This is a genomic window from Flagellimonas sp. 389, from assembly GCF_018449435.1.
GTDB lineage: Bacteria > Bacteroidota > Bacteroidia > Flavobacteriales > Flavobacteriaceae > Flagellimonas.
In genome coordinates, this window is record NZ_JAHCMU010000002.1 from 327,717 (window position 1) to 354,400 (window position 26,684).

The window sequence follows — 26,684 nt, forward strand, 5'->3', positions numbered from 1 at the left end:
AAATGTCAAATATTTTTACACTGTCTAAAAATTGATGATACCAATTCGTAGTTTTAATCACTAAATATGAAATGTGTGCCTTATGACGGATGCTAAGATTTTGGTCATTGACGATAATAAAAGTGTGTTGAGTGCATTGGAGATTTTACTTCAGTTTGAATATAAGAGTGTTCAAACACTTTTTAATCCCAACCAAATATCATCTTTTCCAAACATGGAAGAGATAGACATTGTGCTATTGGATATGAATTTTTCTGCAGGAGTAAATACAGGCAATGAAGGCCTGTTTTGGTTGGGAGAGATTAAAAAGAAATCACCCAATACCTCAGTAATTATGATGACGGCCTACGGAGCGGTTGATTTGGCAGTAAGAGCCTTAAAGCTTGGTGCATCTGACTTTATCCTGAAGCCATGGAACAATGAGAGGCTGTTGACCACCGTGAAATCAGCTTTTGAACTAAGACAATCCAAACAAGAGATACATAAGCTTAAAAAGAAAGAGAGCAGTCTAAAGCAGCTTATAAACGACGACAAGAATCTAATCATTGGAAATTCCAAAGCCCTTAACTCGGTTCTTAATTTGGTACGTAAAGTGGCCAAAACAGATGTCAATGTCTTGATTACTGGCGAGAATGGAACTGGTAAAGAATTAATAGCGCGTGAGGTACATCGTTTATCCGTACGAAAAGAAGAGGTTTTTATAGGTGTGGATATGGGTTCCATTGCAGAAAACTTATTCGAAAGCGAGCTTTTTGGGCATATGAAAGGTTCGTTTACCGATGCCAAAGAAGACCGTGCCGGTAAGTTTGAAGCAGCCAATCAAGGTTCTTTGTTTTTGGATGAAATGGGAAACCTTTCATTACAGATGCAGGCTAAATTATTGTCCGCTATCCAAAATAAATCTATAGTGAGAGTTGGTTCCAATAAATCGGTCAGTGTGGATATTCGATTGATCTGTGCTACCAACTGCAACTTGGAACAAATGGTGTCGGACGGACTTTTTAGGGAGGATTTGTTGTATAGAATAAATACCATTCACATTGAGGTGCCGCCGCTACGGGAAAGAGAAGGCGATATTCTAATATTGGCCGACTTTTTCCTGAAGAAATATGCCCACAAATATGACAAGCCCGGTTTGCGCATAAACAACTTAGCAGAGGAAAAGTTAATGGAATATACCTGGCCGGGCAATATTAGAGAGCTTCAGCACACGATGGAACGAGCGGTTATCCTATCTGAAGGAAATGTACTTAAGCCAACAGATTTCCTGCTGCATTCCAAACCTTCACAGTCTTTTGATAACGGTCCCGAGACGTTGGACGAAATGGAACAACAAATGATTTTTAAGGCTTTGGAACAGCACGATGGAAATTACAGTGCTGCTGCTGATCAATTGGGAATTTCCCGGCAGACCTTATATAATAAATTGAAGAAAAAAAAGTAATCAATGGCGAGTAGAAACTTTTATTACCAAGTTATTTTAAGGGTATTGATTATTGTATTAACGGCATTGGCATTTGCTTTTGCAATAGTTAAGCTATGGTACTTTACAATCATATTTTCTACTATTTTTCTTGTGATGCAGGTACATTACTTGATTCGGTTTATCAATAGCACCAATCGAAAGATTTCCTACTTTTTTGATGCTATTCGAAATGAAGATTTTACCCTGAGATTTCCAGAAAAGGTTTCCATAAAGTCGTTCAAGGAGCTCAATCAGAGTTTGAATAGGGTCAATAGTGTTATTCAAGAAATTCATTTGGAAATGCAGGTTAGGGAAAAATACTATCAGGAAATCTTGAAGCAGGCGAGTATCGGCATCATGACCATAAATGAGAAAGGGCATATTCTCTTTGCTAATCCCACGCTAGAAAAAATGCTGAACCATAGCCCCTTGAACCATATCAAACAAATTGAACAGATTGATGAAAATCTGTATGAAATCTTTAAGGCCTTACAACCTTTTGAACGAAAACTTTTCCAACTGACCAATGAACGGGAGCAAATACAATTGGCACTCAAATCTACATCACTTACCTTAAATGCGGAATCGCTTATGTTGGTCGTGGTACAGGACATAAATGCCGAGCTAGATGAAAAAGAGACAGAATCTTGGGTGCGATTAATACGGGTGCTTACGCACGAAATCATGAATACGATTACACCAATAACCTCGATTACGGACTCTATTATTAAATACTATACCAAAAATGGGGAAATCGTAGCCCTAAAGGATTTGGACGACAGTAAGATCAAGAACACCTTAAAAGGGCTGGAAGTCATAAAAGAACAAGGGGGAAATCTTATGGAATTTGTACAATCTTACCGTAGTCTGTTAAGTGTTCCCGAGCCGAACAGAACCATTGTTAAGGGGAAAGTATTCTTGGGAAAAATAGATGTTTTAATGTCAGCTAGATTAGAAGAGGAACAAACGAACTTTTCGGTAAGTTGTCATCCAGATAATCTGGAATTTTTTATTGATGAAAAACAATTGACCCAAGTTTTGATCAATCTAAGTAAAAATGCGCTGCAATCCGTACGTGGAATTGAAAATGGACAAGTTCAGATGAGGGCGGGCATTGAAAAAGATGGAAGAAAGTATATAGAGGTAAAGGATAATGGTCCCGGAATTCCACCGGATTTAATAGAGGAGATTTTTGTGCCCTTTTTCACAACTAAGAATGAAGGAACAGGAATAGGACTGAGCCTTTCCAAGCAGGTTATGCAACTTCATGGGGGCAGTTTAAAGGTTCGTTCCGTTCCTTACGAAGAAACTATTTTTAGATTGAATTTTGCATAATTCCTAAATTTTCAGCTGTAATGAAAGACGAGCTTTTGCAATTCTGTTGGGACTATGTAAATGAAAAAATGGAAAACCTCCAAAAGAGAAATCATGCTCTACAGGAATCATTAAACTCAGAAACAAAGAGCAGTGCAGGCGACAAACATGAGACAGGTAGGGCGATGGTACAATTGGAACAAGAGAAGCTTGGAAAACAACTTTTTGAATTTGGGGAAATTAAAAGAGTGCTTCAAAAAGTAGACATTAAAAAAGAGTCTACAAAAATAGCTTTGGGAAGTTTGGTAAAAACTACTTCGGCAAATTACTTTATCGCAATATCGGCAGGAGAATTTAAAAACGAAGGCATGTCCATTTTTTGTATTTCTGCGGGTTCACCAATTTCTAAAGTATTGTTAGGAAAAGAAACAAAAGGGGTTTTTACATTCAATGGAAAGCAAAATGACATCTTAGAAGTTGTTTAAACTGCTCATTTTCAAACAGTTTTAACTATTTCTTAAAATATTGAACAGCTTAGTTCCCTATCTTTAAAACCAATAACCAAAAAACAAACATCATGACAACACAAGAAGTCGCAGATAAACTAGTTGGTTTCTGCAGAGAAGGAAAGTACGATGAAGCCTATGGGCTTTATGCCAAAGATGCTTTGAGCGTGGAAATGCCCGGAATGCCAAACGAAATAACTACCGGCAGGGAGAATATTATAAATCAGTACCGTGAATGGGCGGCAGGTATTGAAGAGATGCACGGCGGAACCGTTGGTGACCCAGTAGTAGCAGGAAATCATTTTGTAGTCCCAATGTCGATGGATGCTACGTTTAAGGAAACAGGAAGAATGCAAATGGACGAACTTTGCATGTACCAAGTGGAAAATGGAGAGATAAAGAAAGCTTCCTACCACTACGAAGTGCCCTCAATGGGTTAGTCCAAACTTGGTTTTTGGCGATTCATCTTTTTGGAGGAATCCATTTTCTTGGATTTCAATCGTTTTTCGATCGAAGATTTTGAAGGTTTTGTTGGTTTTCGCTTTTTGGGAACCTCCAAAGCCTTTTTTAGTAGGCTGAAAAAACGTTTAATGACCAGCTGTTTGTTCTTATGTTGGCTGCGAGCTTCATCACATTGCAAGATTAGAACCCCATCTTTAGTTAATCGAGTTTCTAGCTTTCTAAGGATTTGACTCTTTTCTACTTTTGAAAAACCTTGTGAAGCTTCCAATGAAAAAGATAATTCCACTTTCGAAGAGACTTTGTTCACATGCTGACCACCAGCACCACTGCTGCGAATAGCTTTAAAGTTTAATTCTCTAAGTATTTGCTCCTTGTTCAATGGAAAGACGCTTATTGATTGTTTCTAAAGATACATTAAGGAAAACAGTATCACCGGACTTGAGTCTCTTTTGCGTGTTGAAGTAAAGAACGGTTTCATCATCTGCTTCGGCTTCATTTAGATAACTATTTCCCTTAAAATAGGTGTTTTTTATCTCTACCTTTAATCCTGTAGTGTCAGAAACTTGAAGTTCGTGGGGATAAATCAGAACAGATTTATCAATCTCAGAATAGGCTTTCAATAATTTAATCGGGATTTTGTTGACTTCTCCAAATAACGAAGCAGTATAATAATTAGGGGGGCTTTTATATAGTTTTTTCGTTTTTTGATGAGCTACAACTTTTCCTTGTTCAAGAACAAGCGTTTGTTCCGCATACGGTAACACATCGTTTGGATCGTGGCTAGCTGTTAGAACAGTTATTCCTTTTTTCTTTAAATAGGGGAATAGATTCCTTCGAAGGGTATTTCGCTTAAAATTATCGATATGACCAAAGGGCTCATCTAACAATAATACTTCTGGTTCTTGTGCCAATACTCGCGCCAAGGCAACCCGTTGTTGTTGTCCGCCGCTTAGATTTTTGACCTTTGTTTCTGCATAAGCTTCAAGCTCAATAAGCTCCAATAATTCTTGAATTCTTTGCTCATGGGTCTCCTGCTCAAAAACGGATAAGTGTTGCCCAATGTTTTCGGCTACGGAAGTAAATGGCATCAAATCAAAATCTTGAGAAAGATACTTCATGTACGATTCTCCCGGGACTAGATTGTAATTTGGGCCAAGATTTTGATTTTTGCCCCAAGAAATAGTTCCATTTTCCAAGTGAAGTAGTCCATAAATAACCTTTAGAAGAGTGCTTTTTCCAGAGCCGCTCTCTCCCATCAACGCCAAATGCTCTCCTTTGGCGACCGTAAAAGAAATATCTTCTAAAATAGTTTGGTCTTGGTAAGCGAAGAAATCTATATGAACTTTTAACATAGCATGTAAAACAACAAAAAATCCGCTTCAATAGAAACGGATTTTTAAAATTCTTAAGGTTTTTAGTCCTTAAACTCTTTTAATACGGCTTGGTTTGGAAGTTGGTCATACCCCATATTAAAGAGCGTAAAGCCAAAAATGTCGGCATATTGCTCAATGGTTTTACTTACTGGTGTTCCTGCTCCGTGCCCTGCATTGGTTTCTATCCGTATTAGAGTTGGGTTGGTTCCCGTTTGCTTTTCTTGCAATTCTGCAGCAAACTTGAAACTGTGGGCAGGTACCACCCTGTCATCATGATCTCCTGTGGTCACTAAAGTAGCAGGATATGCTGTTTCTGCCTTTATATTGTGCACAGGTGAATACCCTTTGATATATTTGAACATTTCTTCATCATCTTCAGAGGTGCCGTAATCATAGGCCCAACCTGCTCCTGCAGTAAACGTATGGTAGCGGAGCATATCCAATACGCCAACTGCTGGTAACGCCACTTGCATTAAATCTGGGCGTTGGGTCATGGTTGCCCCGACCAACAATCCTCCGTTAGAACCACCACGTATAGCTAGGTATTCTTTAGAAGTGTAATTGTTTTCGATAAGATATTCTGCCGCAGCGATAAAGTCATCGAACACATTTTGTTTTTGAAGCTTGGTTCCGGCAATATGCCATTTTTTACCGTACTCGCCACCCCCTCTTAGATTGGGAACGGCATAGACTCCGCCTTGTTCCATCCAAACGGCATTGACAATACTGAATGATGGGGTTAGGCTTACATTAAACCCTCCATACCCGTAGAGAATGGTCGGATTTTTACCATTTAACTCGACACCTTTTTTATGGGTTATTATCATCGGCACTTTTGTACCGTCCTTAGAAGTATAGAATACTTGATTTGATTCATAATCTTCTGGATTAAAATCTATTTCCGGTTTCCAATACTGTTTGTATTCTCCAGTCTCTACATTATACTTGTACGAAGAACTTGGGGTATTGTAATTGGTAAAAGAAAAATAAAATTCCTTTTCATCTTTTTTGCCGCCAAAACCATTGGCACTGCCTACCCCGGGCAATTTAACTTCCCGCACGAGCTTGCCTTCATAGTCGTATTGCATTACTTTGGAGATGGCATCGACCATATATTCTGCAAAAAAGTAACCGCCACCGTTTCCTGCGGTCAATACATTTTCAGTTTGGGGAATTACATCTTTCCAGTTATCCGGAGTTGGATTGGAAGCGTCTGTTGCTACAATTTTTTTATTAGGAGCATCCATATTGGTGACCAAAAATAGCTTGGAACCTTCATTTTCGATGACATAGGTATCAGAATCCGTATTGTCCAGAACAGTAACTAAATCACTATCGAGTTTAGAAAGGTCTTTTAGGAATAATTTATTTCCCGAGGTTGACGTTGAAGCGGAGATGAACAAATAGTTTTCATCTTCCGAAACATAGCCTTGGACATAACGGTGTTTTTCTTCAGGAGTACCGCCAAAAATTAACTTATCCTCAGATTGAGGAGTTCCCAGTTCGTGGTAATACAATTTGTGCTGGTCCGTTTTGGCAGAAAGCTCACTACCTTCAGGTTTGTCGTAGCTGGAATAGAAAAACCCATTAGTTCCTTTCCATGAGATACCACTGAATTTGATATCCACTAGAGTATCTTCAACAATCTCCATGTCCTCTGTATTGATAACGATACCCTTTCGCCAATCGCTACCTCCCTCAGAAATTAAGTAAGCTGCTTTTGAGCCATCCTTGGTGAATTTTAATCCCATCAACGATGTTGTTCCATCTTCAGAAAATGTATTTGGGTCTAAAAAAACAGCTTCTTCTTCACCTTCCTTTTTTCTGTAAACTACGTATTGATTTTGAAGCCCATCATTTTTATAGAAATAGGTATAATCACCTTCTTTAAAAGGAGACCCTAATTTTTCATAGTTCCAAAGTTTCTCCAGTCTGTTTTTTAAATCTTCCCTAAAAGGGATTTTATCCAAATATCCAAAGGTAGAAGCGTTCTGTTCTTTTACCCAAGCTTCGGTTTCGGTACTCCTGTCGTCTTCCAACCATCTGTAAGGGTCTTTGACTTCGGTTCCAAAATAGGTGTCTACGGTATCGACTTTTTTAGTGGTAGGATAGTTCACAACGATTGGTTCTCTTTTGGAGGTAGTTTCACAGGCCGCGAAAATGATTACGGCTATAAAAAGACTTAATTTTCGCATTGTTTTTATAGATTGATTTTGTTAAAAATACTACAAAAACAAGCAATTTCTTAAGAGAAAAAAAGCTTTAACGTATTTTAAGAAATAATTTCTGGAGTGTTGGAAATCAACTTGTTCTCTACCAAATATTCTGCAATTTGTACTGCATTAGTTGCAGCTCCTTTTCTAAGATTATCAGAAACGACCCACATGTTCAGGGTATTGGGTTGGGTTTCGTCCCTACGGATACGGCCTACAAAAACATCATCTTTACCATGCGCATAGATAGGCATGGGATACGTATTTGTATCTGGATTGTCTTGCACGGTAATGCCGGGTGTTTCACTTAGCAACTTTCGTACTTCACTTATATCGAAATCGTTATGAAATTCCACATTAACAGATTCAGAATGACCACCAGCCGTTGGAATACGAACTGCAGTCGCTGAAACCGAAAAAGTTCGGTCATCCAGTATTTTTTGTGGCTCTCTGGCCAATTTCATTTCTTCTTTGGTATATCCATTTTCTAAAAACACATCGCAATGGGGCAATGCATTTTTACCTATGGGATAGGGGTAAGCCATCTCGCCCTGTACACCTGCAATTTCATTCTCAAGTTGTTGAACAGCTTTTACTCCAGTTCCGGAAACGGATTGGTAGGTAGAGACCACTACACGTTTCATCTGGTACATATTGTGGAGCGGACTTAACGCTAACACCATTTGAATGGTGGAACAGTTGGGGTTGGCAATAATTTTGTCCTTGGCCGTTAACTGAGCGGCATTAATTTCAGGAACCACCAATTTTTTGGTAGGGTCCATACGCCATGCCGAGGAATTGTCTATAACGGTTGTGCCAACTTCGGCAAATTTTGGCGCCCATTGCAAGGAAGTGTCACCACCTGCCGAGAAAATAGCGATATCGGGTTGAGCTGCAACTGCATCAGCAAGCCCAATAATGGTATATTCATTTTCTCTATAGGTCAATTTTTTACCTACAGACCGTTCAGAAGCTACCAATAACAAATCCGTAATTGGAAAATTACGTTCTGCCAATACTTTCAACATTACTTCACCAACCATTCCGGTTGCGCCAATAACTGCTACTTTCATTTTTATCTTTATAGTAGGACAAAGGTAATGTAGAATAAAAACTAAACAAGTGTTCTTTTTTCTTCTAATCAAAAAATAACAAAATGTTATAAATAAAACAACCGTCAATCTGTTAGCGAAACGGATTGACGGTTTTAAGATTACTACTGTGATGTAGCGGTAGCCCAATAGGGCCTACTATTTTTGTTTTTGTAATAAATCCCTGATTTCGGCGAGCAATTCCTCTTGAGATGGGCCTTTTGGTGCTTCTGGAGCTGGTTCTTCTTTTTTCTTCATCTTGTTCACGCCTTTTACAATCATGAACATTACAAAAGCAACAATGATAAAATCGATTACGTTAGTTAAGAAATCACCATATAACACTGCTACTTCTCCTACTTTTTCACCGGCATCGTTCATAGTTCCTTCTGTAATTATATATTTTAAATCTTTGAAATCTGCATTAAAGATCAGACCAATTAAAGGAGAGACTATTCCCCCAGTAAAGGAAGCAACGACCTTATTAAATGCTGCACCCATGACGAAACCTACGGCGATGTCCACCAGGTTTCCTTTCATTGCAAAATCTTTGAATTCTTTCAACATAGTATAATAGTTTTAGTGGTTAATACACACACAATGTAACCAAAAAAAGGGGTTAAGCCAATTAGAACCTGTAAAATTATAGGGTTATGATAACCCTTTTAACCCTAGGTGAAATTGCAGTCAGGATTTCGTATGCTATTGTGTTAGCAGAAGTTGCGAAACTTTCTGCTGAGTTATTTGGTCCAAAAATCAAAACTTCATCTCCTTCATTACAATCAATATTGGTAACGTCTATCATAATCATATCCATACACACGTTGCCAATAATGGAAGCTTTTTCTCCATTGACAAAAACATAACTTCTTTCATTGCCATATTGTCTGCCAATACCATCTGCATGACCAAGCGGCAATGTTGCGGTTCTTCTGTGGTTTTTGGGTGTAAAGGCCCTATTATAACCTACGCTTTCGTTCGGCTGTATTTTATGGATCTGGGAAATGATGGTTTTTAAGGTGGCTACAGGTTTCAGTTGTTCATCAAAAGCCTTGTCATTGCCATAACCGTAGAGTCCAATGCCACTTCGGACCATTTCAAATTGTGCTTCGGGATAATTTAAGATTCCCGAGGTGTTCAATAGATGCCGAAAAGGAACATAACCTAACTTATTGTTGAGTGCAACACTTATTTTTTGAAAGGTCGTTATTTGCTTTTGACTAAAGGCTTTTTCGGACTTATCTTCCGAAGCAGCTAGGTGGGAAAAAATGGAAGTTACCTTAAGTTCTTGTCTATTTTTCAATTGTAGCACAATAGAATCAATATCATTTTCTCTAAATCCCAAACGATTAAGACCGGTATTAAATTTAATATGGACAGGATAATCCGTTTGATTTTTCTCCTTGGCAACCGCTAAAAAGAGCGTAAGGATTTTTGGCGAGTACAAACTAGGTTCCAAGCAATGTTCTATAACTTCACCAAAGTTTATAGGCTGTGGATGCAAAACTAAAATTGGTGTTGTAACGCCTGCATTTCTTAGTAAAATACCTTCATTCACATAGGCAACGGCAAAATAATCTGCACCCAACTCTTCCATTTTTTTAGCAATGGTCACCATATCACTGCCATAGGCAAAGGCTTTTACAACAGCTAAAAATTTGGTTTGGGGCGCTAATCTAGATTTTAAAAATTTGTAGTTGTGTTCTAGCGCAGCTAAATCTATTTGCAGTGTAGTCTCACCAACTTTATCCATTGGCGGCTTTCTTTTTTGCTTCTACTTCTTCGGCATCAACATTCATCTGGCTTACTTTTTCTTTGAGCATGGCTTTGTAGAATGCTGCTCTGCTCAATGGTTCGTACTCACCGGTTTCTCCAAGTAATACTAATTTGTCCTCATCTGATTTTCTAAAACTGTAATTGGCCAGATTTCCGGTACGTGTGCAAACTGCGTGGACTTTGGTCACATATTCTGCTGTAGCCATGAGTGCGGGCATGGGTCCAAAAGGATTCCCCTTAAAGTCCATATCCAATCCTGCAACAACAACACGGACACCGCGATTGGCCAAATCATTACAGACAGTAATAATCTCATCATCAAAAAATTGGGCTTCGTCGATTCCAACAACATCACAATCATCTGCGAGCAAACGAATGTTAGCTGCAGCAGGAACAGGGGTAGACCTAATTTCATTGGAGTCATGGGAGACCACCATATCTTCATGATAGCGGGTGTCCACAATGGGCTTAAAGATCTCCACTTTTTGTTTGGCAAATTGTGCACGCTTCAATCTTCTGATCAATTCTTCGGTCTTTCCAGAGAACATGGAACCACAGATAACTTCTATCCATCCAAATTGTTCTTTAGGGTTTACCGTGTTTTCGAGAAACATACCGTATTTTTAAACGAAATTGCGTAGTTTTTCGTTTGATTAAAGCAAAGCACAAAACTACTAAAAAAATATGCCTCGATTTAAGAATAAAATTTAACCTTTTGTTCTTAGTGGTATACTAAAAATGATTTTATTTTTATAGTACAAATTAATAGCTATGATACGGAAATTAAGGGAGGAGCTGATAAAACTGTCCACTGATATTATAACTACCAGAGAGGACAAAGAATTGACGGAACTTTATGATAAGGCCAAAGAGATTTATGAAAAGCTGGCGGTACTCAAATTTATAGATGAGAAGCTAAACGATGTTGAAGTGGACGTTTCCAAGAATGTAATTGCATCGCGATTTGAAAAAATGGCGAATGCCGTATTGAGCGAGAACATTTCGGTGCCGGAAAGTAATCCCCATGAAGAAGATATTATCATACCCGGAATGGACACTATTAAAGACATGGTCTCAGAAATGCCTTCGGATGTGGCGGTAGAACATGTTTTTAAAGAGTTTGTAGCAAAACCTGAATTCATCAAGAACGAGAAAGAAATACTTTCCCCTACGGACGAAAAGGTAATTTCTGAAAATGTAAGGTCAAGATCCTTGAACGATACATACATTAAAGACCTTCAAATTGGTCTTAACGATAAACTGGCCTTTGTAAAGCATTTGTTCAATGGAAATATGGATGATTATATGCGAGTACTTTCCCAATTGAATACCATTGATACCGAAGAACGGTCCAAGGCGTTTATCAAAAATATGGTAAAACCAGAGTATCATGATTGGACGGGCAAGGAGGAATATGAAACACGTTTTATAGCGCTAATAGAGCGTAGGTTCGCTTAATTCAACTCCATCCATTTTACTTTTTATACTTTTAAGGCCACTACAACCTTAAAATAAATGACCATGAATCTGAAGAAAATTCTTTTCTGGGCTTCAACTGTATTGTTGACGGCCATTATGTGTTTTTCAGTTTACAATTATTTTTTCAATCATGGAATGATTCGGGAATTTTTCGTGAATATGGGATATCCCACGTATCTTATTTACCCTATGGCGGTTGCAAAAATTCTAGGATTATTGGCCATATGGGGAAATTTTTCAAAATGGTTGAAAGAGTGGGCCTATGCAGGATTCTTCTTCAATTCAATTTTGGCATTTTTTGCGCATTACATGGTCAGTGACGGTGAACATATGGGAGCTGTTCTTGCATTTATCTTTGTTCTGACCTCTTATTTTTCGGAAAAAGAAGTAAGACGGTAACATAAATTTATGGGGAAATTATATTTGGTGCCGACACCAATAGGAAATCTGGAGGATATCACACTTAGGGCCATAAAAACCCTTAAAGAAGTTGATTGTATTCTTGCGGAGGATACCCGTACTAGCGGAAAACTGCTCAAACATTTTGAGATTGATACACCGCTGCAAAGCCATCATATGCACAATGAGCATAAACAAGTGGATATTTTGGTCGAAAAACTTAAAGGAGGTGTTAGCTTTGCTTTAATTTCCGATGCCGGAACCCCGGCGATTTCAGACCCTGGATTTTTATTGACCCGGGCATGTGTGGAAAACGATATAGCAGTTGAATGTCTTCCTGGAGCAACAGCATTCGTTCCAGCACTAGTGAACAGTGGACTCCCCAATGACCGTTTTGTCTTTGAAGGATTTCTACCGATTAAAAAGGGCAGACGAACCCGATTGCAAATATTGGCGGAAGAAAAAAGAACGATGGTATTTTACGAATCGCCCCATAAATTGCTTAAAACCTTGACCCAATTTGTGGAATACTTTGGTGCGGATAGATTGGTTTCTGTTTCGCGGGAATTGACCAAAATGTATGAGGAAACCATTAGGGGAACAGCAGCCGAAGTTCTAGAACATTTTACAGTAAAACCACCTAAAGGTGAGTTTGTTATTATAGTTGGGGGAAAACCTTAAACTGATAGTAAACAGCTATATTTCCGACTTACTTAGTCAATAACCTAAAACCAAAGTGGTACAAAAATTACATCCCGAACTGAACAAGGTGTACTTTATAAACAAGTATACCCTACTACACATTATTTCTGGTTCGGGGACTATCCAAGTCGATTTCAAAAACTATAACGATTGGCAAGACAAGGCCATTTACTTGGAAAAAGGTCAGTATATCAAATTCTTTTCAGATGATTTTGTTGTAAGAAAGATAGAATTCCCAAACAAGACTGTTTTTGAGAAGAAAGAAGTACGAGTACTCTTTAAACATTTGATTTCGTTGGGCTATATCAACTTTAACGAATGCGAGGAGTGCAAAAGATATTTGTCCAACACTGCGTTTTCTGAAAATACTTCCGAAATCATAGATATTTCCTCCAAGCAATGGTATTGGCAAAACCCTTTTCAAGCCAGCAAGCAAGAATATCAGATTATTTTCGATGTTAAAGAGATTATCGATAAGGAATATTACGGCAATTTCAACAACAATGACCTTTCAGCTTTAATGTTGGAAAATGGATACAATGCCCAAGCACTCGTTAAGGATAAAATAGGGCTATCTGTAAAGACGTTGCTTTCTAACAAAAGATTGATGGAGAGCAAAAAGAAAATAGCATTTACAGACAAGAGTATTCAAGAGGTTTCTTATGAAACAGGGTACAAGGACCCAGCATATTTCAACCGGGTATTTAAAAACACCACGGGACAGACCCCATCAGATTTCCGAAACGATTTCGATTATGAAAATCGTGATACGTTCACCAAGAACCTTATCGAATTATTAAAGGACCATCATGCGGAGCATCGGAATCTTGAATTTTATGCTGACAAAATGAATCTCTCCATAAAAGCACTATCCAAAAAAACGAGAGCGAAAATGAATGCATCTTTAGGTCAGTTGATTCGAAATGAATTGATTTCCACCTCAAAAAAACTATTGCTTCAAGAAGCATCTATAAAGGATATTGCATATAAACTTGGTTTTGAAGAGGCCAATCACTTCTCACACTTCTTTAAAAATTACACAGGGAGCACTCCCACCGATTACAAAATCAAAAAGTACAATTCTTAGCGTCTTTTTTGTATGCCCTAAAGGGCTTTCCATTCTGAAATTTGCAGTGTAATTACAAACTAAAATTTGTTTAATCATTAAAAATAGAAGTAATGGATATTAAATCATTGGCCACCGAAATGGATGGCATTATAGGCAAAGGAGCCATTGTAGACGCAGTAAAACAATTCTTCGCAGAAGACGCAACAACATCTGACTATAATGGACTAGCGACCACTGACAAACAGCAAATGGTCGAAAAAATGGAAGGCTTCGCAGGAGCGATTGCTCAAGTAAACGGCATAACCCACCATCATACAATTGTAGATGGAAATGTATCAGCGTCAGAATTCACTTTTGATTTCAACATGAAGGATGACAGCAAAATCTACTGGCACGAGATCATTCGTCGCGTTTGGAACAACGATGGTAAAGTAGTTGAGGAAGAGTATTTCAACGCTCAATAAATGTTCCCCTATTTCTCTCATATTAAAAAAGGTAATCGACTGCATCGCAATAGTGAGAGTAGTTTTGGCACCCTTTTTATAAGGTCCAGATTGCATTATCAATTAGGACTTGTAGAGAAAAATATTAATAGAAATAAAGACGTAATAATTAAAAACAAGTAAATATTTAAAGAAAAGTAAAATGAAAATTTTAAAATTATCCATAGTAGTAGTAGCATTAACATTTGCTACAAGTTTATCGGCCCAGGACAAAATGGCCAACAATATTGACAACAGTAATATTGCACTTGCAGGTTATAGCCCTGTATCCTATTTGGATTTGGGATTGGCTCAAAGAGGTAACAAAGCGTACAAATCTGAGTACAAGAAAGTAGTATATTATTTCACTTCTGGAGAGCAAAAGGCAACTTTTGATAAAAACCCTTCCAAGTACATGCCTCAATATGGTGGTTTCTGTGCTTTTGGAATCTATGCTGGAGCAAAATTCAGAGTAGACCCAACTAAATTCATAGTAAAAGACGGAAAATATTATTTGTATTTGAACAATGTGGAGTTTGATGCAAAACAACTTTGGCTTGCAGAAAACAATCATGGTAAATTAAAAAGTGTTGCGGACACCAATTGGAAAAAGTTAGGTAAGACACATAACTAGACTATTTTAATAATCGCTAAAATTTTAGATCATGAAATTTGTAACCAAAAGAATTCACGCATTTTTAGATTACCCCGTAGCTATTGCATTAATAGTGCTGCCATTCTTGTTAGGTTTGGGCGGTTCTAACCCGTTGGCTTTGCAGCTTTCGGTAGCTACAGGAGTTGCAGCCTTTGTGCTAACGTTACTAACAGATCACCATTTGGGAGCACTAAAAGTTATTCCTTATAAGTTTCATCTGTTGGTTGATTTTATAGTTGCCGTAGTGTTTATCCTGGCACCTTTTATTCTTTCTTTTCAGGGAATAGATGCTTATTACTATTGGATAAATGGAATTGCGGTACTAACGGTGGTTAGCCTTCATAAAGAAGAAATAAGGGCCTAGAACAAGGAAAATGGAGAACAATGCTAAAACCAAGTTCTTTTTCACATAAAAACAACTAAAGATTTAGATTGGTTGTGGTTCAAAGCATGTCAATTGTATGATTGATGTGCTTTGGTGCTTACTATGAACCATAAAATTAGTCCAACAAAAGCTAAGTGTAGTTTTGACCACCTAGCTTTTTTATACATTTAACAAACATGAAACAATTACTTTCCGATATCCGCAAGTGTGAAGTGTGCATAGAACACCTTCCTTTAGGTCCACGGCCCATAGTGGCCGGACACCCAGATGCACGAATTTTGATTATTGGCCATGCACCAGGCACCAAAGTACATAAAACCGGAATACCATGGGATGACCAAAGTGGCAAACAACTCAGAAAATGGATGGATGTAACGGAAGAAGAATTTTACGACGCGACCAAAATCGCACAAATGCCCATGGGATTTTGTTATCCCGGAAAAGGAAAAACAGGAGATATACCTCCAAGAGCCGAATGTGCTCCTCTATGGCATAAGCCGCTTCTCAAAAAAATGCCCAATATAAAATTAAAGATTCTTATTGGGCAATACTCCCAGCGGTATTATTTGGGAAAGAGAATGGAAAAAAATTTAACCGAGACCGTGCGGAATTTCATCAACTATGTACCCGATTATTTTGTAATACCGCATCCATCGCCCAGAAATCGATTTTGGATAAGCAATAATCCTTGGTTTGAAGAGGAGGTTGTACCCATGCTTCAAAACCATATAGCCCAACAACTAAAAAGCTAGTAAGAAATACTAGAACGTAACCTGCTAAAGGTTTCTGGTTTCATATTGAGATATGAGGCCAAGTATTTTTGGGGAATCACTTTTAATTCATCCGGGCAACGCTGCATGAATGTGACATAACGCTGTTCCGCTGATAGGGTCAAAAGCTCCACTTCCCGATGCAAACGACCAAATAAGATTTCTTGAAAAAACAAACGGCCCCAAATATTGAAATCGGGGAACTTTTGAAACAAACCTTGATAATCGGTCAATGAAATGCCCAATAACTTCGAAGGTTTTAGGGCTTCTAAAAATGTATGGGATTGCTGCTTGGAAATAAACGAATCAAAGACTCCGGATGGACTTCCCGAATAGGAAAACCCCAAAACCACTTTCTCTCCCTTTTCGTTCAGGATATAGATGGCCTGTACGCCTTCAAGCACAAAATAAAAGTAACGCTCAATAGCACCAGCTTCGGTTATAAGATCGTATTGATTAAAGGTTTTAGGCTTCCAAAGCGAACGAAAATAGTTTTCCTCTTCTTTTTCAAAATTGACTTGTGGAAAGAATTGCTTTAAGCGAAGAAAAGTCTCATCATTCATAACACTCCGACTATAGGGAATCTAAAAATAGCTAATATCAACTATAGTCAAAGAAAAAGTGAAAGTAGAAAGATGAACGGGTTACGCCAGAATTTCATCAATCTGTACCATGTGCCGCTCCAAATGGCAAAGCAAAAATTCAAAAGCTTCGGGAAGATAAAATTTTACAACAGGACCTATTGCCGATGTAACCTTGATTTTGGACACGTCTTTGTTCCTGCTTTTTAAGATAGACTGCTTTAGATGGTTGTGCAATTCAAAAAACGCATCGAAAACCTCGTCTATTTTTTCGCCTGTCAATTCGTTCTTGTCCAATAATGGCTCAAACCGCTTTAGCGTTTTCATTTTCATTTTTCTGACCCCATTTTTAGGTTGTTGCCCCTCAATAACAAATTTCTGCCAACGTCTTGCCTTGAATCCATCCGGTTCTTTATCGATATCTGCTGATTTTGCTAGCGTATCATTTATTTTCTCCACATACTTGCCATAAGCAACGTTGAGGTGTGCAATGATTTCAACAATGTTCCACGCTTTTGGATTTGGAGGTGTTTTTAATGTGGTCACATCTAAAGTCTGATGCTTTTTTACGGTATTTAGAATATGATTTAACCGCTGAATTTGATTTTCCGAGGTGAGGACCAATGCTGCCATACTTCTATTTTTTAGCAAAGTTCAAGGTTAATGTTGCTACAAAACTTGATATAGGTCAAGAAATCCAAGAATCAAAAAATCCAACAGCGAAGCGGTCTAACGTCTAATATCTAATATCTAGACCCATCATGTTTCCCTTCTTCCCAACCATGTTTCCCCAAATACTGTTCCCCACTTTCAACAGCACCCTCTTCTATAGAAGTACCCATGGAGTCGTTCCAGCGGTTCAAATATCCAAATAAGGAGATTACACCGAGCATCTCCACAATTTCACCTTCGTTCCAATGTTCGTAGAGTTTTGCTTTGATTTCTGCATCCACTGCATTGGGAACTTGGGAGGCGGCCAAGGAAAAATCTAAAGCTGCGCGTTCGGCTTCTGAGAAAGCTGCGTGGGTTCGGTATTCCCAAATATTGTCCAATTGCTCCTGTTCTGCACCATAACGCTCTGCAGCCCTAATGGCATGTGCTTGACAATATCGACATCCCGTGGCATTACTGCTAACCCATGCAATCATCCGTTTTAAAGCTGACGTAACCCTACCTTCATTGGCCATTACGGCTTTATTTAGGTTGATAAATGCCTTTGAAATTGCAGGCCTATGCTGCATGGTTAATACCGAATTTGGGCAAAACCCAAGGGTCTCGTTAAAGAATTCGGCGAGCTTTTTTGTCTCTGCATCGTGATTAGGGTCAAGCGGATTTACTAAGGCCATGAATGTAGTTTTAAATTGTATTTTTGATGACCACAAGAAACAAAAATTTGACATCATGACAAATCATATTACTACCAAATGGTTAGGAGAAATGGCCTTCGAAAGCAATAATCCTTCGGGCCAAACATTAAGAATCGACGCAAGTCCAGAAGATGGGGGTAAGGGTGATGGCTATCGTCCAAAGGCATTGATGTTATCTTCTTTGGCTGGTTGCTCTGGTTTGGATATTGCTTCGCTCATTAAAAAAATGAAACTGGAAGTGGACGAATTTCATATTGAAACTATTGCCAACTTGACCGATGAACACCCCAAGTATTATGATGCCGTGACCATAGAATACCACTTTCACGGGCCAAATCTGAACGAAGAGAAATTACAAAAAGCTATTGACCTATCCGTAGAAAAATATTGTGGTGTTATGGAAATGTTCAGACGGTTTGCGGAGTTGGAGATTAAGACGGTGTTTCATGGGTAAACACAAATACAAACTCAAAGATCAAATACAAGTTTTAAGTTCAAGCTCAAATTTCAAGTACAAGTTCAAAGCGCAAGTTTAGAAACTATGCAGATTCATAAATATTTATAAGCTTTGTAACTATTCAAATATATTTTTCAAGCTCAGACCCAAGCTTGTTTTTGGTCAAATACAAACTCAAAGATCGAATACAACAAAGTGGAGAAGCCCTATAACCTACAGGATAGATTGGTGAACTTTGCAGCTGAAATTGCGTTGTTCTGTAGAACAATCAAAGAGGATTTTACAGGTCAGTATTATGGTCACCAACTGTTAAGGTCATCAGGTAGTGCGGCGCTTAATTTTGGTGAAATGCAGGGAGCCCAAACGGATAAGGACTTTAAATACAAGGCTTCTATTTCTTTGAAGGAATTAAAGGAGTCACGAATCAATTTAAAGATTCTGGAAAAGATTAATTATGGAAGTGATTTAAATCGGAAAGAACTTCTTGACGAAATAGAACAATTAATAAAGATTATAGCAACAATAATTAAAAACAAAAGTCAATAACCGACCTCTTCAAACCTGTTGTATTTGAGTTTGATTTTTGTGTTTGTATTTTATAGATATGCGCTGGACCATAAAGCCCAAACCTACTCAAGAAGACATCGACCAACTTTCCAAAGACCTGAAGGTTAATGGATTGGTGGCACAATTGTTACTACAACGAGGGATAACCAACTACGAAGAAGCGAAATCGTTCTTTCGCCCACAACTTTCCCATTTACACGATCCATTTTTAATGGAGGATATGGAGAAAGCGGTAGCACGGATTGAATCAGCTATAACAAACAACGAAAACATTTTGATTTATGGGGATTATGATGTGGATGGAACAACTTCCGTTGCCTTATTGTCATCCTATCTTTTGGAACAATACCCCAACGTTGCTACATACATACCAGACCGTTATACGGAAGGTTATGGGGTTTCGTTACAGGGAATCGATTTTGCTTCGGATAATGATTTTTCTTTGGTCATTGCTTTGGACTGTGGTGTAAAAGCCATTGAACAAGTGACATATGCCAAAGAAAAAGGAATCGAATTTATTATATGTGACCATCATAGACCAGGAGATACCCTTCCTGATGCTGTTGCCATTCTTGACCCTAAACGTGAAGATTGCGAGTATCCTTACAAAGAGCTTTGTGGCTGTGGCGTAGGATTTAAATTGATACAGGCGCTCACTCTAAAAAATGGGGGAAATATCGATGAACTTATTCCGTATTTGGATTTAGTGGCAACCGCTATTGGAGCGGATATTGTACCGATTACAGGGGAAAATCGGGTTCTGGCCTACTATGGATTGCAGGTCATCAATTCCAATCCAAGGACTGGATTTAAGGCGATAATCAATCAAATAAAGAAAAAATCGCTTACCATTACCGATGTTGTTTTCATCATAGCACCCAGAATAAATGCAGCAGGCAGAATGGAACATGGTCAACATGCCGTGAACTTGTTGGTGGAAACAGATTTGGACAGTGCTGAAAAGTTTGCGGCTGCCATTGAGCAGTTCAATTCGGATAGAAGGAATCTTGATCAACAAATTACGGAGGAAGCCCTAGTGCAAATTCAGGAAAACAAAGAGGAAAACCGATTTACATCTGTAGTTTATGATGAAAATTGGCATAAAGGCGTTATTGGTATTGTAGCTTCCCGCCTTACGGAAACGTACTACAGGCCTACTTTGGTCTTTACTAAAAGTGGTGAAAAACTGGCTGCATCTGCCCGTTCCGTAAAAGGATTCGATGTGTACAATGCCTTGGAGGGCTGTTCCGATTGTTTGGAACAATTTGGAGGGCATAAATATGCTGCGGGACTTACGCTTCTGGAAAACCAATATGAAACATTTAAAGCACAGTTTGAAAAAGTAGTCTCCGAAAGTATAGACCCTAGCTTATTGAAACGGGAGCTTACCGTAGATGCTAAAATTGAATTGTATCAAATCGATGATAAGCTATTGCGAATTATTAAACAGTTCGCTCCGTTCGGTCCAGGAAACATGACCCCTGTTTTTATGGCTGAAAAAGTTCAGGATACGGGTTATGCAAAATGTGTTGGTGAAGATGAAAAGCACCTAAAGCTATCGGTTTTTCAAAATGGCTCACCTAACTTTGGAGCTATAGGTTTTAATTTAGGGGATAAATTAGAGCGTGTTAAAAATAAAAATCAGTTTGGCATTGCATTTACGATAGATGAAAATGAATGGAACGGTACAACAACACTTCAACTAAAACTAAAGGATGTAAACTAAACTTATGAGAATTGAGCATTTGGCGATTTGGGTACAGGATTTAGAACTCATGAAAGATTTTTATGAAAACTATTTTGAGGCCAAAGCAAGTAAAAAGTATCATAACCCTACTAAAAATTTTACTTCCTATTTCTTGAATTTTGATACAGACACTCGTCTTGAACTGATGCATAGACCTGATATAAAAGTATTTGATAAAACGGAAGAACGTACGGGGATTGCACATTTTGCCGTATCTGTAGGTTCTAAGGATGCAGTTGACGCATTGACCGAAACCTTACGAAAAGATGGTTTTGATATTATTGGAGAACCGCGAACAACGGGAGATGGGTACTATGAAAGTGTAGTAATGGACCCTGAACAGAACCGAATAGAGATTACAGTCTAGCATGGAACAGAAGCTTGACCCTTATGCTGCACTGCGCTTTAAAGAATTCAATATTTTTTTAGGTGTTCGTTTTGCTATGGTCTTTGCGTGGTCCATGCAATTTATTGTTATTGAGTGGCAAGTGTATTCCCTGACCAAAGACCCTCTTTCGTTAGGGATAATTGGGTTAATGGAAGTGATTCCCGCAGTGGGCATGGCGCTCTTTGCTGGCCATATTGTAGATCAGAAAGAAAAAAGAAACCTATTGATAAAGTGTATCCTTGGGTTCTCGGTAATTAGTCTTGGGCTCTTTTTTCTGAGCGACCCATCGTTGGAAACCAGCATTTCTTCAAACAACATCTTGTACGCTATTTATTTCCTGGTTTTCCTTGGTGGATTGGTGAGGGCTTTTTTGGGGCCTACTATTTTTTCCTTGATAGCGCTTATTGTTCCAAAGCGAATTTATCCCAATGCGGCTACTTGGAGTAGCTCAACATGGCAAATGGCATCTGTTCTTGGCCCCGCTTTGGCAGGATTCAGTATCAGCTGGATTGGTGTTCACTGGTCTATGTGTGTTATTTTCGCCTTTTCTTTAATAGCCTTGTTGTTGCTCTTTAAGATTTCTCGAAAACCAATTCTAAACCCTAAAATTGGAGAGCCTGTTTTTCAAAGCTTAAAGGACGGACTAAAATTCGTTTTTAATAGCAAAGCTATTTTTGGCGCCCTGACCTTGGATATGATTGCAGTGCTCTTTGGAGGTGCCGTGGCACTTTTGCCCATTTATGCACAAGATATTCTTCATGTAGGTTCTGAAGGTTTTGGTATTTTGAGAGCTGCTCCAGCTGTAGGAGCCTCTATAACCATGTTAGGTTCAACCCGATTCCCGTTACACAAGTATGCAGGAAAGAAATTGCTGTTGGCCGTCTTTGCCTTCGGTATTTGTATTATCGTTTTTGGGATTTCCACTTCGTTCTGGCTTTCTGTCGCAGCTTTATTTTTAAGTGGTGCTGTAGATGGAGTTTCCATGATCATTCGCCAAACTATTTTACAATTAAAAACGCCAGACCATATGCGCGGAAGGGTAGCATCTGTAAACTCCATTTTTGTAGGTTCATCAAATGAATTGGGCGCTTTTGAAAGTGGATTGGCCGCAAAACTTTTGGGAACAGTATCAGCAGTGGTTTTTGGTGGTTGCATGACCTTGTTGACCGTAAGTACCACAGCTTTGGTTTCTCCTACCTTTAGAAGGTTGGATTTATCCAAGGATATTGAGGAGCATGAGAAGGATTAATCCTTCAATTCTTGGAGCGATAATTTTTCCCCATCAAAAACGGCATAGGTAAAATAGGAAATCCAGTCGCCAAGATTGGTGTACCTTGATTTTTCATTGAGTTGAATTTCCATGGGAAGATGACGGTGCCCAAAAATAAAGTGATCGTAATGCTGGCTTTCCAGTTTTCGTTTGGCATATAGAATCAACCATTCTTTGTTTTCACCAAGAAAAGTAGCATCTGCCTCACCTGAAATGATTCGGTTATTAACGGATAAGTGTTGTGCCAAACGGACACCTAAATCAGGGTGTAACCATCTAAAAAACCATTTGGCAACAGGATTGGTAAAGACCTTTTTCATACGTTTAAAACCTTTGTCGTAAGGTCCCAAACCATCGCCATGACCAACAAAAAAAGAAGTATCATTAATTTGATATTGTTGTGGTTTATGGTAGACGGGTATGTTCAGTTCTTCTTCAAAATAACCGTCCATCCACAAGTCATGATTTCCAACAAAATAATTGATTTCAATACCGGAATCCGTTAGTTCTGCCAGCTTTCCCAATGTTCGGGTAAATCCTTTGGGAACAACGGTTTTGTATTCGAACCAAAAATCGAATAAATCACCCATTAAAAAGAGTACTGCAGCATCGTGCTTAATGGAATCCAACCAGGCTACAAATTTCTTTTCACGGGGCAGGCTTTCTTTTGAGGTGGGCGCACCCAAATGATTGTCACTTGCAAAGTAGACTTTCTTGTCCTTAGGAATGGTGATGGTTTTCATTTACGTGTAAAGATAAGAATTACCGCTTTTTGGATCAATTGTCCGCAGCAAACCACTCTGCAAATGACGTCTCTGTTTCCTGCAGTTTAACAGCATGTAGTCTGACATCTTCTGGAAGGCGCTTTTTTATTTTTTCAGCAAAGTCAATGACCATGTTTTCACTGGTGGGTTGGTAATCTGCCAGAATAACGTTATGTCCTCTTTCCGATAATTCTTTAGCAAGCTCAACATGTGGAGTGTTCTTATTGAAAACCGTAGCATGATCAAATTTATCTACAATCTCTTCTTTGACTATCTTCTTTAAATCACCAAAATCTACGACCATCCCTAATTTTACATGTGCAGTATCTGTTATAGGTGTTCCAATGACAGTGACCGAGAGTTTGTAACTGTGCCCATGTACATTGCGGCATTTGCCATCGTACCCGTAAAGTGCATGGCCTGTTTCAAAGGAAAATTGTTTCGTGATTCTAATTTTGTCCATGATTGAAGATTGATGGGCAAAAGTAGGAATTTAGATGAAAGAACTATCAGCGACTGGCGTAGAGTAAATAAGAACCACCTATGATCAAAAAAGGAGCAGCAATCATAAAAAGGATAACGCTCCAACGGTAGAGTCCCCAAAACGATATGGTCTTTACAGCTCCACTGTCGTTTTTATCATAGATAATCTTTACTTTTTCACCTACTTTATACGCTGGTGGATTTGAACTTATAGCGCTTTCAAACGTTCTTTTGGTCTGTGACCTATCCTTGAACTCAAAAACTGGCTTGTACATTGTACTACCATCGCTTTGATGTGTATGAAATTGGATTACGGTAGCTGTAGTCTTTATACCTTTTTCCAGAAGATGCTGGGTTTTTTGGTATTTGGTATAGGCATTATAAGCCAGAAAAGTCCCGATTAGAAAAAGAAGCAAATAAAATATAATCCATAACATACTTTTGTTTTTGGACATGGTTACCTTTTAAATTTACGCCTTGTCCGAATGCGATTTACAAAAAACACAATCAGTACAATAAGTGCAAAAACTGGAAATATGAGGTCGTTATTAAGAAAGTTGAGAATATCCATATAAAACTTTAAGAATATTAATAAGTATATAACGAAAACAAGAATCGATTAGTGTTTAGGAATCCCATAGCTGTTGCGTTTACTTTTTGAATTTGGATAAGGCATTTCGGGTAAATTCAGATAGAGCCAACTTGCCTGAAGCTTCTGCTCTTTCTAATAACAAGTCTCCCCAATGGCCCGTGCCTTCCCAAAGAATCTGCTTCATTTTTCCCAAAGCTTCAGGATTATAAGATGCTAATTTTTGGGTATGGAAATCCAACTCCTTGTCCATTTCTGCAATAGAATCATAGACCTTGGAAAACAATCCTTTTTCTTTCGCCCAATATGCATTTTTCCATTCTGTTGGAGCTAAAGAAAGTTCTGTCAACCCAGATTTTCCTAGTTTTCGTTCTACGGCTGGTGCTATAACCAACGGCGCAATTCCTATGGAAATTTCAGAAAGTTTGATGGAGGCTGCCTCAGTGGCAAATGTGTAGTCGCAGGCAGCTGCCAGACCAACGCCACCACCTACTGTTTTCCCTTGTATACGCCCAATAATAGGTTTGCCACATGTTCGCATAGCATTGATTACGTTGGCGAAACCACTAAAAAACGCTTTCCCTTCTTCAAGATTTGATATGGCAACCAATTCATCAAACGATGCCCCTGCACAAAAAGCACGGTCCCCTTCGGATTTTAAAACTATGATTGATACTTCATCATTACTGGAAAGTTTCTCGAACTCTTTGGTTAAACGTTCCAATAATTCTGAAACAAAGGAATTACTAGCAGGATGGCCAAATTCAATGGTCGCTATGCTATTCTCAATTTTGGTATAAAGGCTTCCGTTGGGTCGGATAGTGGACATATTATTTTATTATTGGTTAATTGATGTCAGATGTCAGTTTTTGGTTTAGGTTGTTCATTAATATCAGGATTCGTAAGCTTCTAAACTCTAAACTCTAAACTCTAAACTCTAAACTCTGAACTCTGAACTCTGAACTCTGAACTCTGAACATTCATTCAAAATTACGTTTTTCCCAATAAGGGTCTAAACTTCTTCCTGAACTTAAAGACCAGTGCAAATCCACGAATGGCCATCCAAACTACAAAGGCAATCCATATGGCATAGAAGCCCCAACCTAAATATTTACCTAAGTACAGCGAAGGGATAAAACCCAGAAAAGTAGCTGAGAGCAATACATTTCTCAGGTATTTCATTTCACCCAGACCTTTAAAGAGTCCATCAAAAACAAAGGCAAGGGTATTCATGGGCAATCCAATGATGACGATAAAGAAAATTCCATAAAAAGTTTCTAAAACGATTGTTTCATTAGAAAAAATCTGTCCAATAGGCCTGTAAAATAAAAATCCTCCAGCCATTAGAAGTAGGCTTATTGCCAAACCATACGTAATTATTTTTTTAGCGAGTTCCCAAAGACCATTGTAGTCTTTTGCCCCTAATAGTTTTCCGCCCATACTGTTTCCTGCGGCACCGTAGCCATCAATAAAAAAAGCTGCGAACAACCAAAGGTTTATGGCTATGGTATGAGCTCCGATATACTTGTCCCCAAGCATTGTTGCTTCACGAACTGCGATAATCAAAGCAGTATTGAGTGCCAAGGCCCTTACAAATAGGTTCAGGCTCATTATAATAAGACGTTTGATTTCCTTGTTCAAAGGAAAAACCAACTTTAGGCTTATTTCGGTTTTCTTTATCAAAAGAATGAATACCAAAATGGCCATAACCGCTTGTGAGATAAGACTCGCCCAAGCAGCTCCTTCTAAATACATGGCAGGAACTATCCCTTCGATACCATACACAAAAATAAAGTCGAGGATAACATTTAATATGGCACCTATAATAGCGATTACCATAGGGTAGTAGGTGTTTTGTAATCCTCTAAAAATACCGAATACAGCAAAAGTAAACAGTGTAAGTGGAAACCCCCAAACACGAATGGAATAATACGAAATACAGTAATCCAGTATTTTCCCCGTAGCTTCAAACAGGCGAAAAATATCTTCCACAATAAAAATTGTAGATAATAGGAGTACAATGCTCAAAAGAATATTCAAAAATATCGCCTGAGCTGGTAAGTCTTTGACTTCGTCCAATCTGCCAGCTCCCAAGTATTGTGAAATTAAAGCAGAAATTGCGCTACGTGTCTGCCCCAAAACCCAAATGAGCATGGACAAAAACGAACCTACGATGCCCGCAGCAGCTAAGGATTCCAATCCATCAACAGGAATGTTCCCAACAATGGCAGTGTCCGTAATGGAAAGTATAGGTTCCGCAATACCAGAGATGGTCGCAGGGATGGCCAGTTGGTTAATGGTCTTAAAATTGACTAGAGTCTTCAAATCCG

The 26,684-nt window shown here is 38.5% G+C and carries 32 protein-coding genes; 17 read left to right on the plus strand and 15 right to left on the minus strand.

Going from position 1 to position 26,684, the window contains the following annotated elements; translation table 11 throughout:
* Positions 1-82 precede the first annotated feature (82 nt).
* From KIM67_RS03080 to KIM67_RS03095, 4 genes are all read left to right on the plus strand, one after another.
* Positions 83-1,444, plus strand: coding sequence for a sigma-54 dependent transcriptional regulator (locus KIM67_RS03080; protein ID WP_213829892.1), 1,362 nt, complete (start codon positions 83-85; stop codon positions 1,442-1,444).
* Between the two features lie 3 nt (positions 1,445-1,447).
* On the plus strand, positions 1,448-2,800 hold the full coding sequence (locus tag KIM67_RS03085; protein WP_213829893.1) for a PAS domain-containing sensor histidine kinase: 1,353 nt from the start codon (positions 1,448-1,450) through the stop codon (positions 2,798-2,800).
* Between the two features lie 20 nt (positions 2,801-2,820).
* Positions 2,821-3,264: a 3-oxoacyl-ACP synthase gene (locus KIM67_RS03090; RefSeq protein ID WP_213829894.1), complete on the plus strand. Its 444-nt coding sequence runs from the start codon at positions 2,821-2,823 to the stop codon at positions 3,262-3,264.
* Positions 3,265-3,356: 92 nt separating this feature from the next.
* Positions 3,357-3,725, plus strand: coding sequence for a nuclear transport factor 2 family protein (locus KIM67_RS03095; RefSeq protein WP_213829895.1), 369 nt, complete (start codon positions 3,357-3,359; stop codon positions 3,723-3,725).
* On the opposite strand, the gene arfB is transcribed toward KIM67_RS03095, so the two are convergent.
* From arfB to KIM67_RS03130, 7 genes are all read right to left on the minus strand, one after another.
* Positions 3,722-4,126 carry an alternative ribosome rescue aminoacyl-tRNA hydrolase ArfB gene (arfB, locus tag KIM67_RS03100; RefSeq protein WP_213829896.1) on the minus strand — a complete coding sequence of 135 codons (405 nt, stop codon included), beginning with the start codon at positions 4,124-4,126 and terminating at the stop codon, positions 3,722-3,724. The genes KIM67_RS03095 and arfB overlap by 4 nt on opposite strands.
* The gene (locus KIM67_RS03105; RefSeq protein ID WP_213829897.1) at positions 4,104-5,099 is read right to left on the minus strand and encodes a sulfate/molybdate ABC transporter ATP-binding protein; all 996 of its coding nucleotides are present in this window, start codon (positions 5,097-5,099) and stop codon (positions 4,104-4,106) included. The genes arfB and KIM67_RS03105 overlap by 23 nt, the downstream gene beginning before the upstream one ends.
* Before the next feature lie 62 nt (positions 5,100-5,161).
* A complete protein-coding gene (locus KIM67_RS03110) occupies positions 5,162-7,315 on the minus strand; it encodes a prolyl oligopeptidase family protein (RefSeq protein ID WP_213829898.1) in 2,154 nt (717 codons plus the stop codon).
* A gap of 77 nt (positions 7,316-7,392) precedes the next feature.
* A complete protein-coding gene (locus tag KIM67_RS03115; RefSeq protein WP_213829899.1) occupies positions 7,393-8,406 on the minus strand; it encodes an aspartate-semialdehyde dehydrogenase in 1,014 nt (337 codons plus the stop codon).
* Positions 8,407-8,583: 177 nt separating this feature from the next.
* Positions 8,584-8,991: a large-conductance mechanosensitive channel protein MscL gene (gene mscL / locus KIM67_RS03120; RefSeq protein ID WP_213829900.1), complete on the minus strand. Its 408-nt coding sequence runs from the start codon at positions 8,989-8,991 to the stop codon at positions 8,584-8,586.
* Positions 8,992-9,067: 76 nt separating this feature from the next.
* Complete coding sequence (gene alr, locus KIM67_RS03125; RefSeq protein WP_213829901.1) at positions 9,068-10,177, minus strand: alanine racemase; 1,110 nt, start codon at positions 10,175-10,177, stop codon at positions 9,068-9,070.
* Positions 10,170-10,814 carry a thymidine kinase gene (locus tag KIM67_RS03130; RefSeq protein WP_213829902.1) on the minus strand — a complete coding sequence of 215 codons (645 nt, stop codon included), beginning with the start codon at positions 10,812-10,814 and terminating at the stop codon, positions 10,170-10,172. The genes alr and KIM67_RS03130 overlap by 8 nt, the downstream gene beginning before the upstream one ends.
* 157 nt (positions 10,815-10,971) lie before the next feature.
* On the opposite strand from KIM67_RS03130, the gene KIM67_RS03135 reads away from it, so the two are divergent.
* The 8 genes from KIM67_RS03135 to KIM67_RS03170 all read left to right on the plus strand — a co-directional run bounded on the left by KIM67_RS03135 (position 10,972) and on the right by KIM67_RS03170 (position 16,123).
* Positions 10,972-11,658 (plus strand): hypothetical protein, encoded by a 687-nt coding sequence (locus KIM67_RS03135; RefSeq protein ID WP_213829903.1) that lies wholly within the window; start codon positions 10,972-10,974, stop codon positions 11,656-11,658.
* A 63-nt stretch (positions 11,659-11,721) separates the two neighbouring features.
* Positions 11,722-12,078: a DoxX family protein gene (locus tag KIM67_RS03140; RefSeq protein WP_213829904.1), complete on the plus strand. Its 357-nt coding sequence runs from the start codon at positions 11,722-11,724 to the stop codon at positions 12,076-12,078.
* Between the two features lie 9 nt (positions 12,079-12,087).
* Positions 12,088-12,759, plus strand: coding sequence for a 16S rRNA (cytidine(1402)-2'-O)-methyltransferase (gene rsmI / locus KIM67_RS03145; protein WP_213829905.1), 672 nt, complete (start codon positions 12,088-12,090; stop codon positions 12,757-12,759).
* Between the two features lie 55 nt (positions 12,760-12,814).
* Positions 12,815-13,867: a helix-turn-helix domain-containing protein gene (locus tag KIM67_RS03150; protein ID WP_213829906.1), complete on the plus strand. Its 1,053-nt coding sequence runs from the start codon at positions 12,815-12,817 to the stop codon at positions 13,865-13,867.
* Between the two features lie 92 nt (positions 13,868-13,959).
* Positions 13,960-14,313 (plus strand): hypothetical protein, encoded by a 354-nt coding sequence (locus tag KIM67_RS03155; protein ID WP_213829907.1) that lies wholly within the window; start codon positions 13,960-13,962, stop codon positions 14,311-14,313.
* Between the two features lie 181 nt (positions 14,314-14,494).
* Positions 14,495-14,965 carry a YHS domain-containing (seleno)protein gene (locus KIM67_RS03160; protein ID WP_213829908.1) on the plus strand — a complete coding sequence of 157 codons (471 nt, stop codon included), beginning with the start codon at positions 14,495-14,497 and terminating at the stop codon, positions 14,963-14,965.
* A 31-nt stretch (positions 14,966-14,996) separates the two neighbouring features.
* Positions 14,997-15,350 carry a hypothetical protein gene (locus tag KIM67_RS03165; RefSeq protein WP_213829909.1) on the plus strand — a complete coding sequence of 118 codons (354 nt, stop codon included), beginning with the start codon at positions 14,997-14,999 and terminating at the stop codon, positions 15,348-15,350.
* 197 nt (positions 15,351-15,547) lie between these two features.
* Positions 15,548-16,123 carry a uracil-DNA glycosylase family protein gene (locus KIM67_RS03170; RefSeq protein ID WP_213829910.1) on the plus strand — a complete coding sequence of 192 codons (576 nt, stop codon included), beginning with the start codon at positions 15,548-15,550 and terminating at the stop codon, positions 16,121-16,123.
* Here the strand turns inward: KIM67_RS03170 and KIM67_RS03175 are convergent.
* The 3 genes from KIM67_RS03175 to KIM67_RS03185 form a co-directional block, all read right to left on the minus strand.
* Positions 16,120-16,704 (minus strand): Crp/Fnr family transcriptional regulator, encoded by a 585-nt coding sequence (locus KIM67_RS03175; protein ID WP_213829911.1) that lies wholly within the window; start codon positions 16,702-16,704, stop codon positions 16,120-16,122. The two genes, KIM67_RS03170 and KIM67_RS03175, sit on opposite strands and share 4 nt — an antisense overlap.
* Before the next feature lie 81 nt (positions 16,705-16,785).
* Positions 16,786-17,355, minus strand: a complete 570-nt coding sequence (locus tag KIM67_RS03180; RefSeq protein ID WP_213829912.1) for a DinB family protein — start codon at positions 17,353-17,355, stop codon at positions 16,786-16,788.
* A 110-nt stretch (positions 17,356-17,465) separates the two neighbouring features.
* Complete coding sequence (locus tag KIM67_RS03185; RefSeq protein ID WP_213829913.1) at positions 17,466-18,068, minus strand: carboxymuconolactone decarboxylase family protein; 603 nt, start codon at positions 18,066-18,068, stop codon at positions 17,466-17,468.
* A gap of 55 nt (positions 18,069-18,123) precedes the next feature.
* Between KIM67_RS03185 and KIM67_RS03190 the strand changes: the two genes are divergently transcribed.
* The 5 genes from KIM67_RS03190 (at position 18,124) to KIM67_RS03210 (ending at position 22,497) form a co-directional block, all read left to right on the plus strand.
* Positions 18,124-18,543 carry an OsmC family protein gene (locus KIM67_RS03190; RefSeq protein WP_213829914.1) on the plus strand — a complete coding sequence of 140 codons (420 nt, stop codon included), beginning with the start codon at positions 18,124-18,126 and terminating at the stop codon, positions 18,541-18,543.
* A gap of 198 nt (positions 18,544-18,741) precedes the next feature.
* Positions 18,742-19,092, plus strand: a complete 351-nt coding sequence (locus tag KIM67_RS03195; RefSeq protein ID WP_213829915.1) for a four helix bundle protein — start codon at positions 18,742-18,744, stop codon at positions 19,090-19,092.
* A 58-nt stretch (positions 19,093-19,150) separates the two neighbouring features.
* Entirely contained in the window at positions 19,151-20,839 is a 1,689-nt protein-coding gene (recJ, locus tag KIM67_RS03200; RefSeq protein ID WP_213829916.1) for a single-stranded-DNA-specific exonuclease RecJ, read from the plus strand.
* A 4-nt stretch (positions 20,840-20,843) separates the two neighbouring features.
* A complete protein-coding gene (locus KIM67_RS03205; protein WP_213829917.1) occupies positions 20,844-21,227 on the plus strand; it encodes a VOC family protein in 384 nt (127 codons plus the stop codon).
* 1 nt (position 21,228) lies between these two features.
* Positions 21,229-22,497: an MFS transporter gene (locus tag KIM67_RS03210; protein ID WP_213829918.1), complete on the plus strand. Its 1,269-nt coding sequence runs from the start codon at positions 21,229-21,231 to the stop codon at positions 22,495-22,497.
* Here the strand turns inward: KIM67_RS03210 and KIM67_RS03215 are convergent.
* The 5 genes from KIM67_RS03215 to KIM67_RS03235 form a co-directional block, all read right to left on the minus strand.
* A complete protein-coding gene (locus KIM67_RS03215; protein ID WP_213829919.1) occupies positions 22,494-23,261 on the minus strand; it encodes a UDP-2,3-diacylglucosamine diphosphatase in 768 nt (255 codons plus the stop codon). The genes KIM67_RS03210 and KIM67_RS03215 overlap by 4 nt on opposite strands.
* Before the next feature lie 34 nt (positions 23,262-23,295).
* A complete protein-coding gene (locus KIM67_RS03220) occupies positions 23,296-23,745 on the minus strand; it encodes a 6-carboxytetrahydropterin synthase (protein WP_213829920.1) in 450 nt (149 codons plus the stop codon).
* Between the two features lie 46 nt (positions 23,746-23,791).
* Complete coding sequence (locus KIM67_RS03225) at positions 23,792-24,220, minus strand: DUF3592 domain-containing protein (protein ID WP_213829921.1); 429 nt, start codon at positions 24,218-24,220, stop codon at positions 23,792-23,794.
* Positions 24,221-24,415: 195 nt separating this feature from the next.
* Positions 24,416-25,183 (minus strand): enoyl-CoA hydratase/isomerase family protein, encoded by a 768-nt coding sequence (locus KIM67_RS03230; RefSeq protein ID WP_213829922.1) that lies wholly within the window; start codon positions 25,181-25,183, stop codon positions 24,416-24,418.
* A gap of 161 nt (positions 25,184-25,344) precedes the next feature.
* The gene (locus tag KIM67_RS03235; RefSeq protein WP_213829923.1) at positions 25,345-26,679 is read right to left on the minus strand and encodes an MATE family efflux transporter; all 1,335 of its coding nucleotides are present in this window, start codon (positions 26,677-26,679) and stop codon (positions 25,345-25,347) included.
* Positions 26,680-26,684: the final 5 nt, after the last annotated feature.

What these genes read in the sequence shown, in the direction of transcription:
- KIM67_RS03080 (WP_213829892.1), top strand. Translation starts at nt 83, where the DNA reads ATGACGGATGCTAAGATTTTGGTCATTGACGATAATAAAAGTGTGTTG.
- KIM67_RS03085 (WP_213829893.1), top strand. Translation starts at nt 1,448, where the DNA reads ATGGCGAGTAGAAACTTTTATTACCAAGTTATTTTAAGGGTATTGATT.
- KIM67_RS03090 (WP_213829894.1), top strand. Translation starts at nt 2,821, where the DNA reads ATGAAAGACGAGCTTTTGCAATTCTGTTGGGACTATGTAAATGAAAAA.
- KIM67_RS03095 (WP_213829895.1), top strand. Translation starts at nt 3,357, where the DNA reads ATGACAACACAAGAAGTCGCAGATAAACTAGTTGGTTTCTGCAGAGAA.
- KIM67_RS03105 (WP_213829897.1), bottom strand. Translation starts at nt 5,099, where the DNA reads ATGTTAAAAGTTCATATAGATTTCTTCGCTTACCAAGACCAAACTATT.
- KIM67_RS03110 (WP_213829898.1), bottom strand. Translation starts at nt 7,315, where the DNA reads ATGCGAAAATTAAGTCTTTTTATAGCCGTAATCATTTTCGCGGCCTGT.
- KIM67_RS03115 (WP_213829899.1), bottom strand. Translation starts at nt 8,406, where the DNA reads ATGAAAGTAGCAGTTATTGGCGCAACCGGAATGGTTGGTGAAGTAATG.
- mscL (WP_213829900.1), bottom strand. Translation starts at nt 8,991, where the DNA reads ATGTTGAAAGAATTCAAAGATTTTGCAATGAAAGGAAACCTGGTGGAC.
- alr (WP_213829901.1), bottom strand. Translation starts at nt 10,177, where the DNA reads ATGGATAAAGTTGGTGAGACTACACTGCAAATAGATTTAGCTGCGCTA.
- KIM67_RS03130 (WP_213829902.1), bottom strand. Translation starts at nt 10,814, where the DNA reads ATGTTTCTCGAAAACACGGTAAACCCTAAAGAACAATTTGGATGGATA.
- KIM67_RS03135 (WP_213829903.1), top strand. Translation starts at nt 10,972, where the DNA reads ATGATACGGAAATTAAGGGAGGAGCTGATAAAACTGTCCACTGATATT.
- KIM67_RS03140 (WP_213829904.1), top strand. Translation starts at nt 11,722, where the DNA reads ATGAATCTGAAGAAAATTCTTTTCTGGGCTTCAACTGTATTGTTGACG.
- rsmI (WP_213829905.1), top strand. Translation starts at nt 12,088, where the DNA reads ATGGGGAAATTATATTTGGTGCCGACACCAATAGGAAATCTGGAGGAT.
- KIM67_RS03155 (WP_213829907.1), top strand. Translation starts at nt 13,960, where the DNA reads ATGGATATTAAATCATTGGCCACCGAAATGGATGGCATTATAGGCAAA.
- KIM67_RS03160 (WP_213829908.1), top strand. Translation starts at nt 14,495, where the DNA reads ATGAAAATTTTAAAATTATCCATAGTAGTAGTAGCATTAACATTTGCT.
- KIM67_RS03165 (WP_213829909.1), top strand. Translation starts at nt 14,997, where the DNA reads ATGAAATTTGTAACCAAAAGAATTCACGCATTTTTAGATTACCCCGTA.
- KIM67_RS03170 (WP_213829910.1), top strand. Translation starts at nt 15,548, where the DNA reads ATGAAACAATTACTTTCCGATATCCGCAAGTGTGAAGTGTGCATAGAA.
- KIM67_RS03175 (WP_213829911.1), bottom strand. Translation starts at nt 16,704, where the DNA reads ATGAATGATGAGACTTTTCTTCGCTTAAAGCAATTCTTTCCACAAGTC.
- KIM67_RS03180 (WP_213829912.1), bottom strand. Translation starts at nt 17,355, where the DNA reads ATGGCAGCATTGGTCCTCACCTCGGAAAATCAAATTCAGCGGTTAAAT.
- KIM67_RS03185 (WP_213829913.1), bottom strand. Translation starts at nt 18,068, where the DNA reads ATGGCCTTAGTAAATCCGCTTGACCCTAATCACGATGCAGAGACAAAA.
- KIM67_RS03190 (WP_213829914.1), top strand. Translation starts at nt 18,124, where the DNA reads ATGACAAATCATATTACTACCAAATGGTTAGGAGAAATGGCCTTCGAA.
- recJ (WP_213829916.1), top strand. Translation starts at nt 19,151, where the DNA reads ATGCGCTGGACCATAAAGCCCAAACCTACTCAAGAAGACATCGACCAA.
- KIM67_RS03205 (WP_213829917.1), top strand. Translation starts at nt 20,844, where the DNA reads ATGAGAATTGAGCATTTGGCGATTTGGGTACAGGATTTAGAACTCATG.
- KIM67_RS03210 (WP_213829918.1), top strand. Translation starts at nt 21,229, where the DNA reads ATGGAACAGAAGCTTGACCCTTATGCTGCACTGCGCTTTAAAGAATTC.
- KIM67_RS03215 (WP_213829919.1), bottom strand. Translation starts at nt 23,261, where the DNA reads ATGAAAACCATCACCATTCCTAAGGACAAGAAAGTCTACTTTGCAAGT.
- KIM67_RS03220 (WP_213829920.1), bottom strand. Translation starts at nt 23,745, where the DNA reads ATGGACAAAATTAGAATCACGAAACAATTTTCCTTTGAAACAGGCCAT.
- KIM67_RS03225 (WP_213829921.1), bottom strand. Translation starts at nt 24,220, where the DNA reads ATGTCCAAAAACAAAAGTATGTTATGGATTATATTTTATTTGCTTCTT.
- KIM67_RS03230 (WP_213829922.1), bottom strand. Translation starts at nt 25,183, where the DNA reads ATGTCCACTATCCGACCCAACGGAAGCCTTTATACCAAAATTGAGAAT.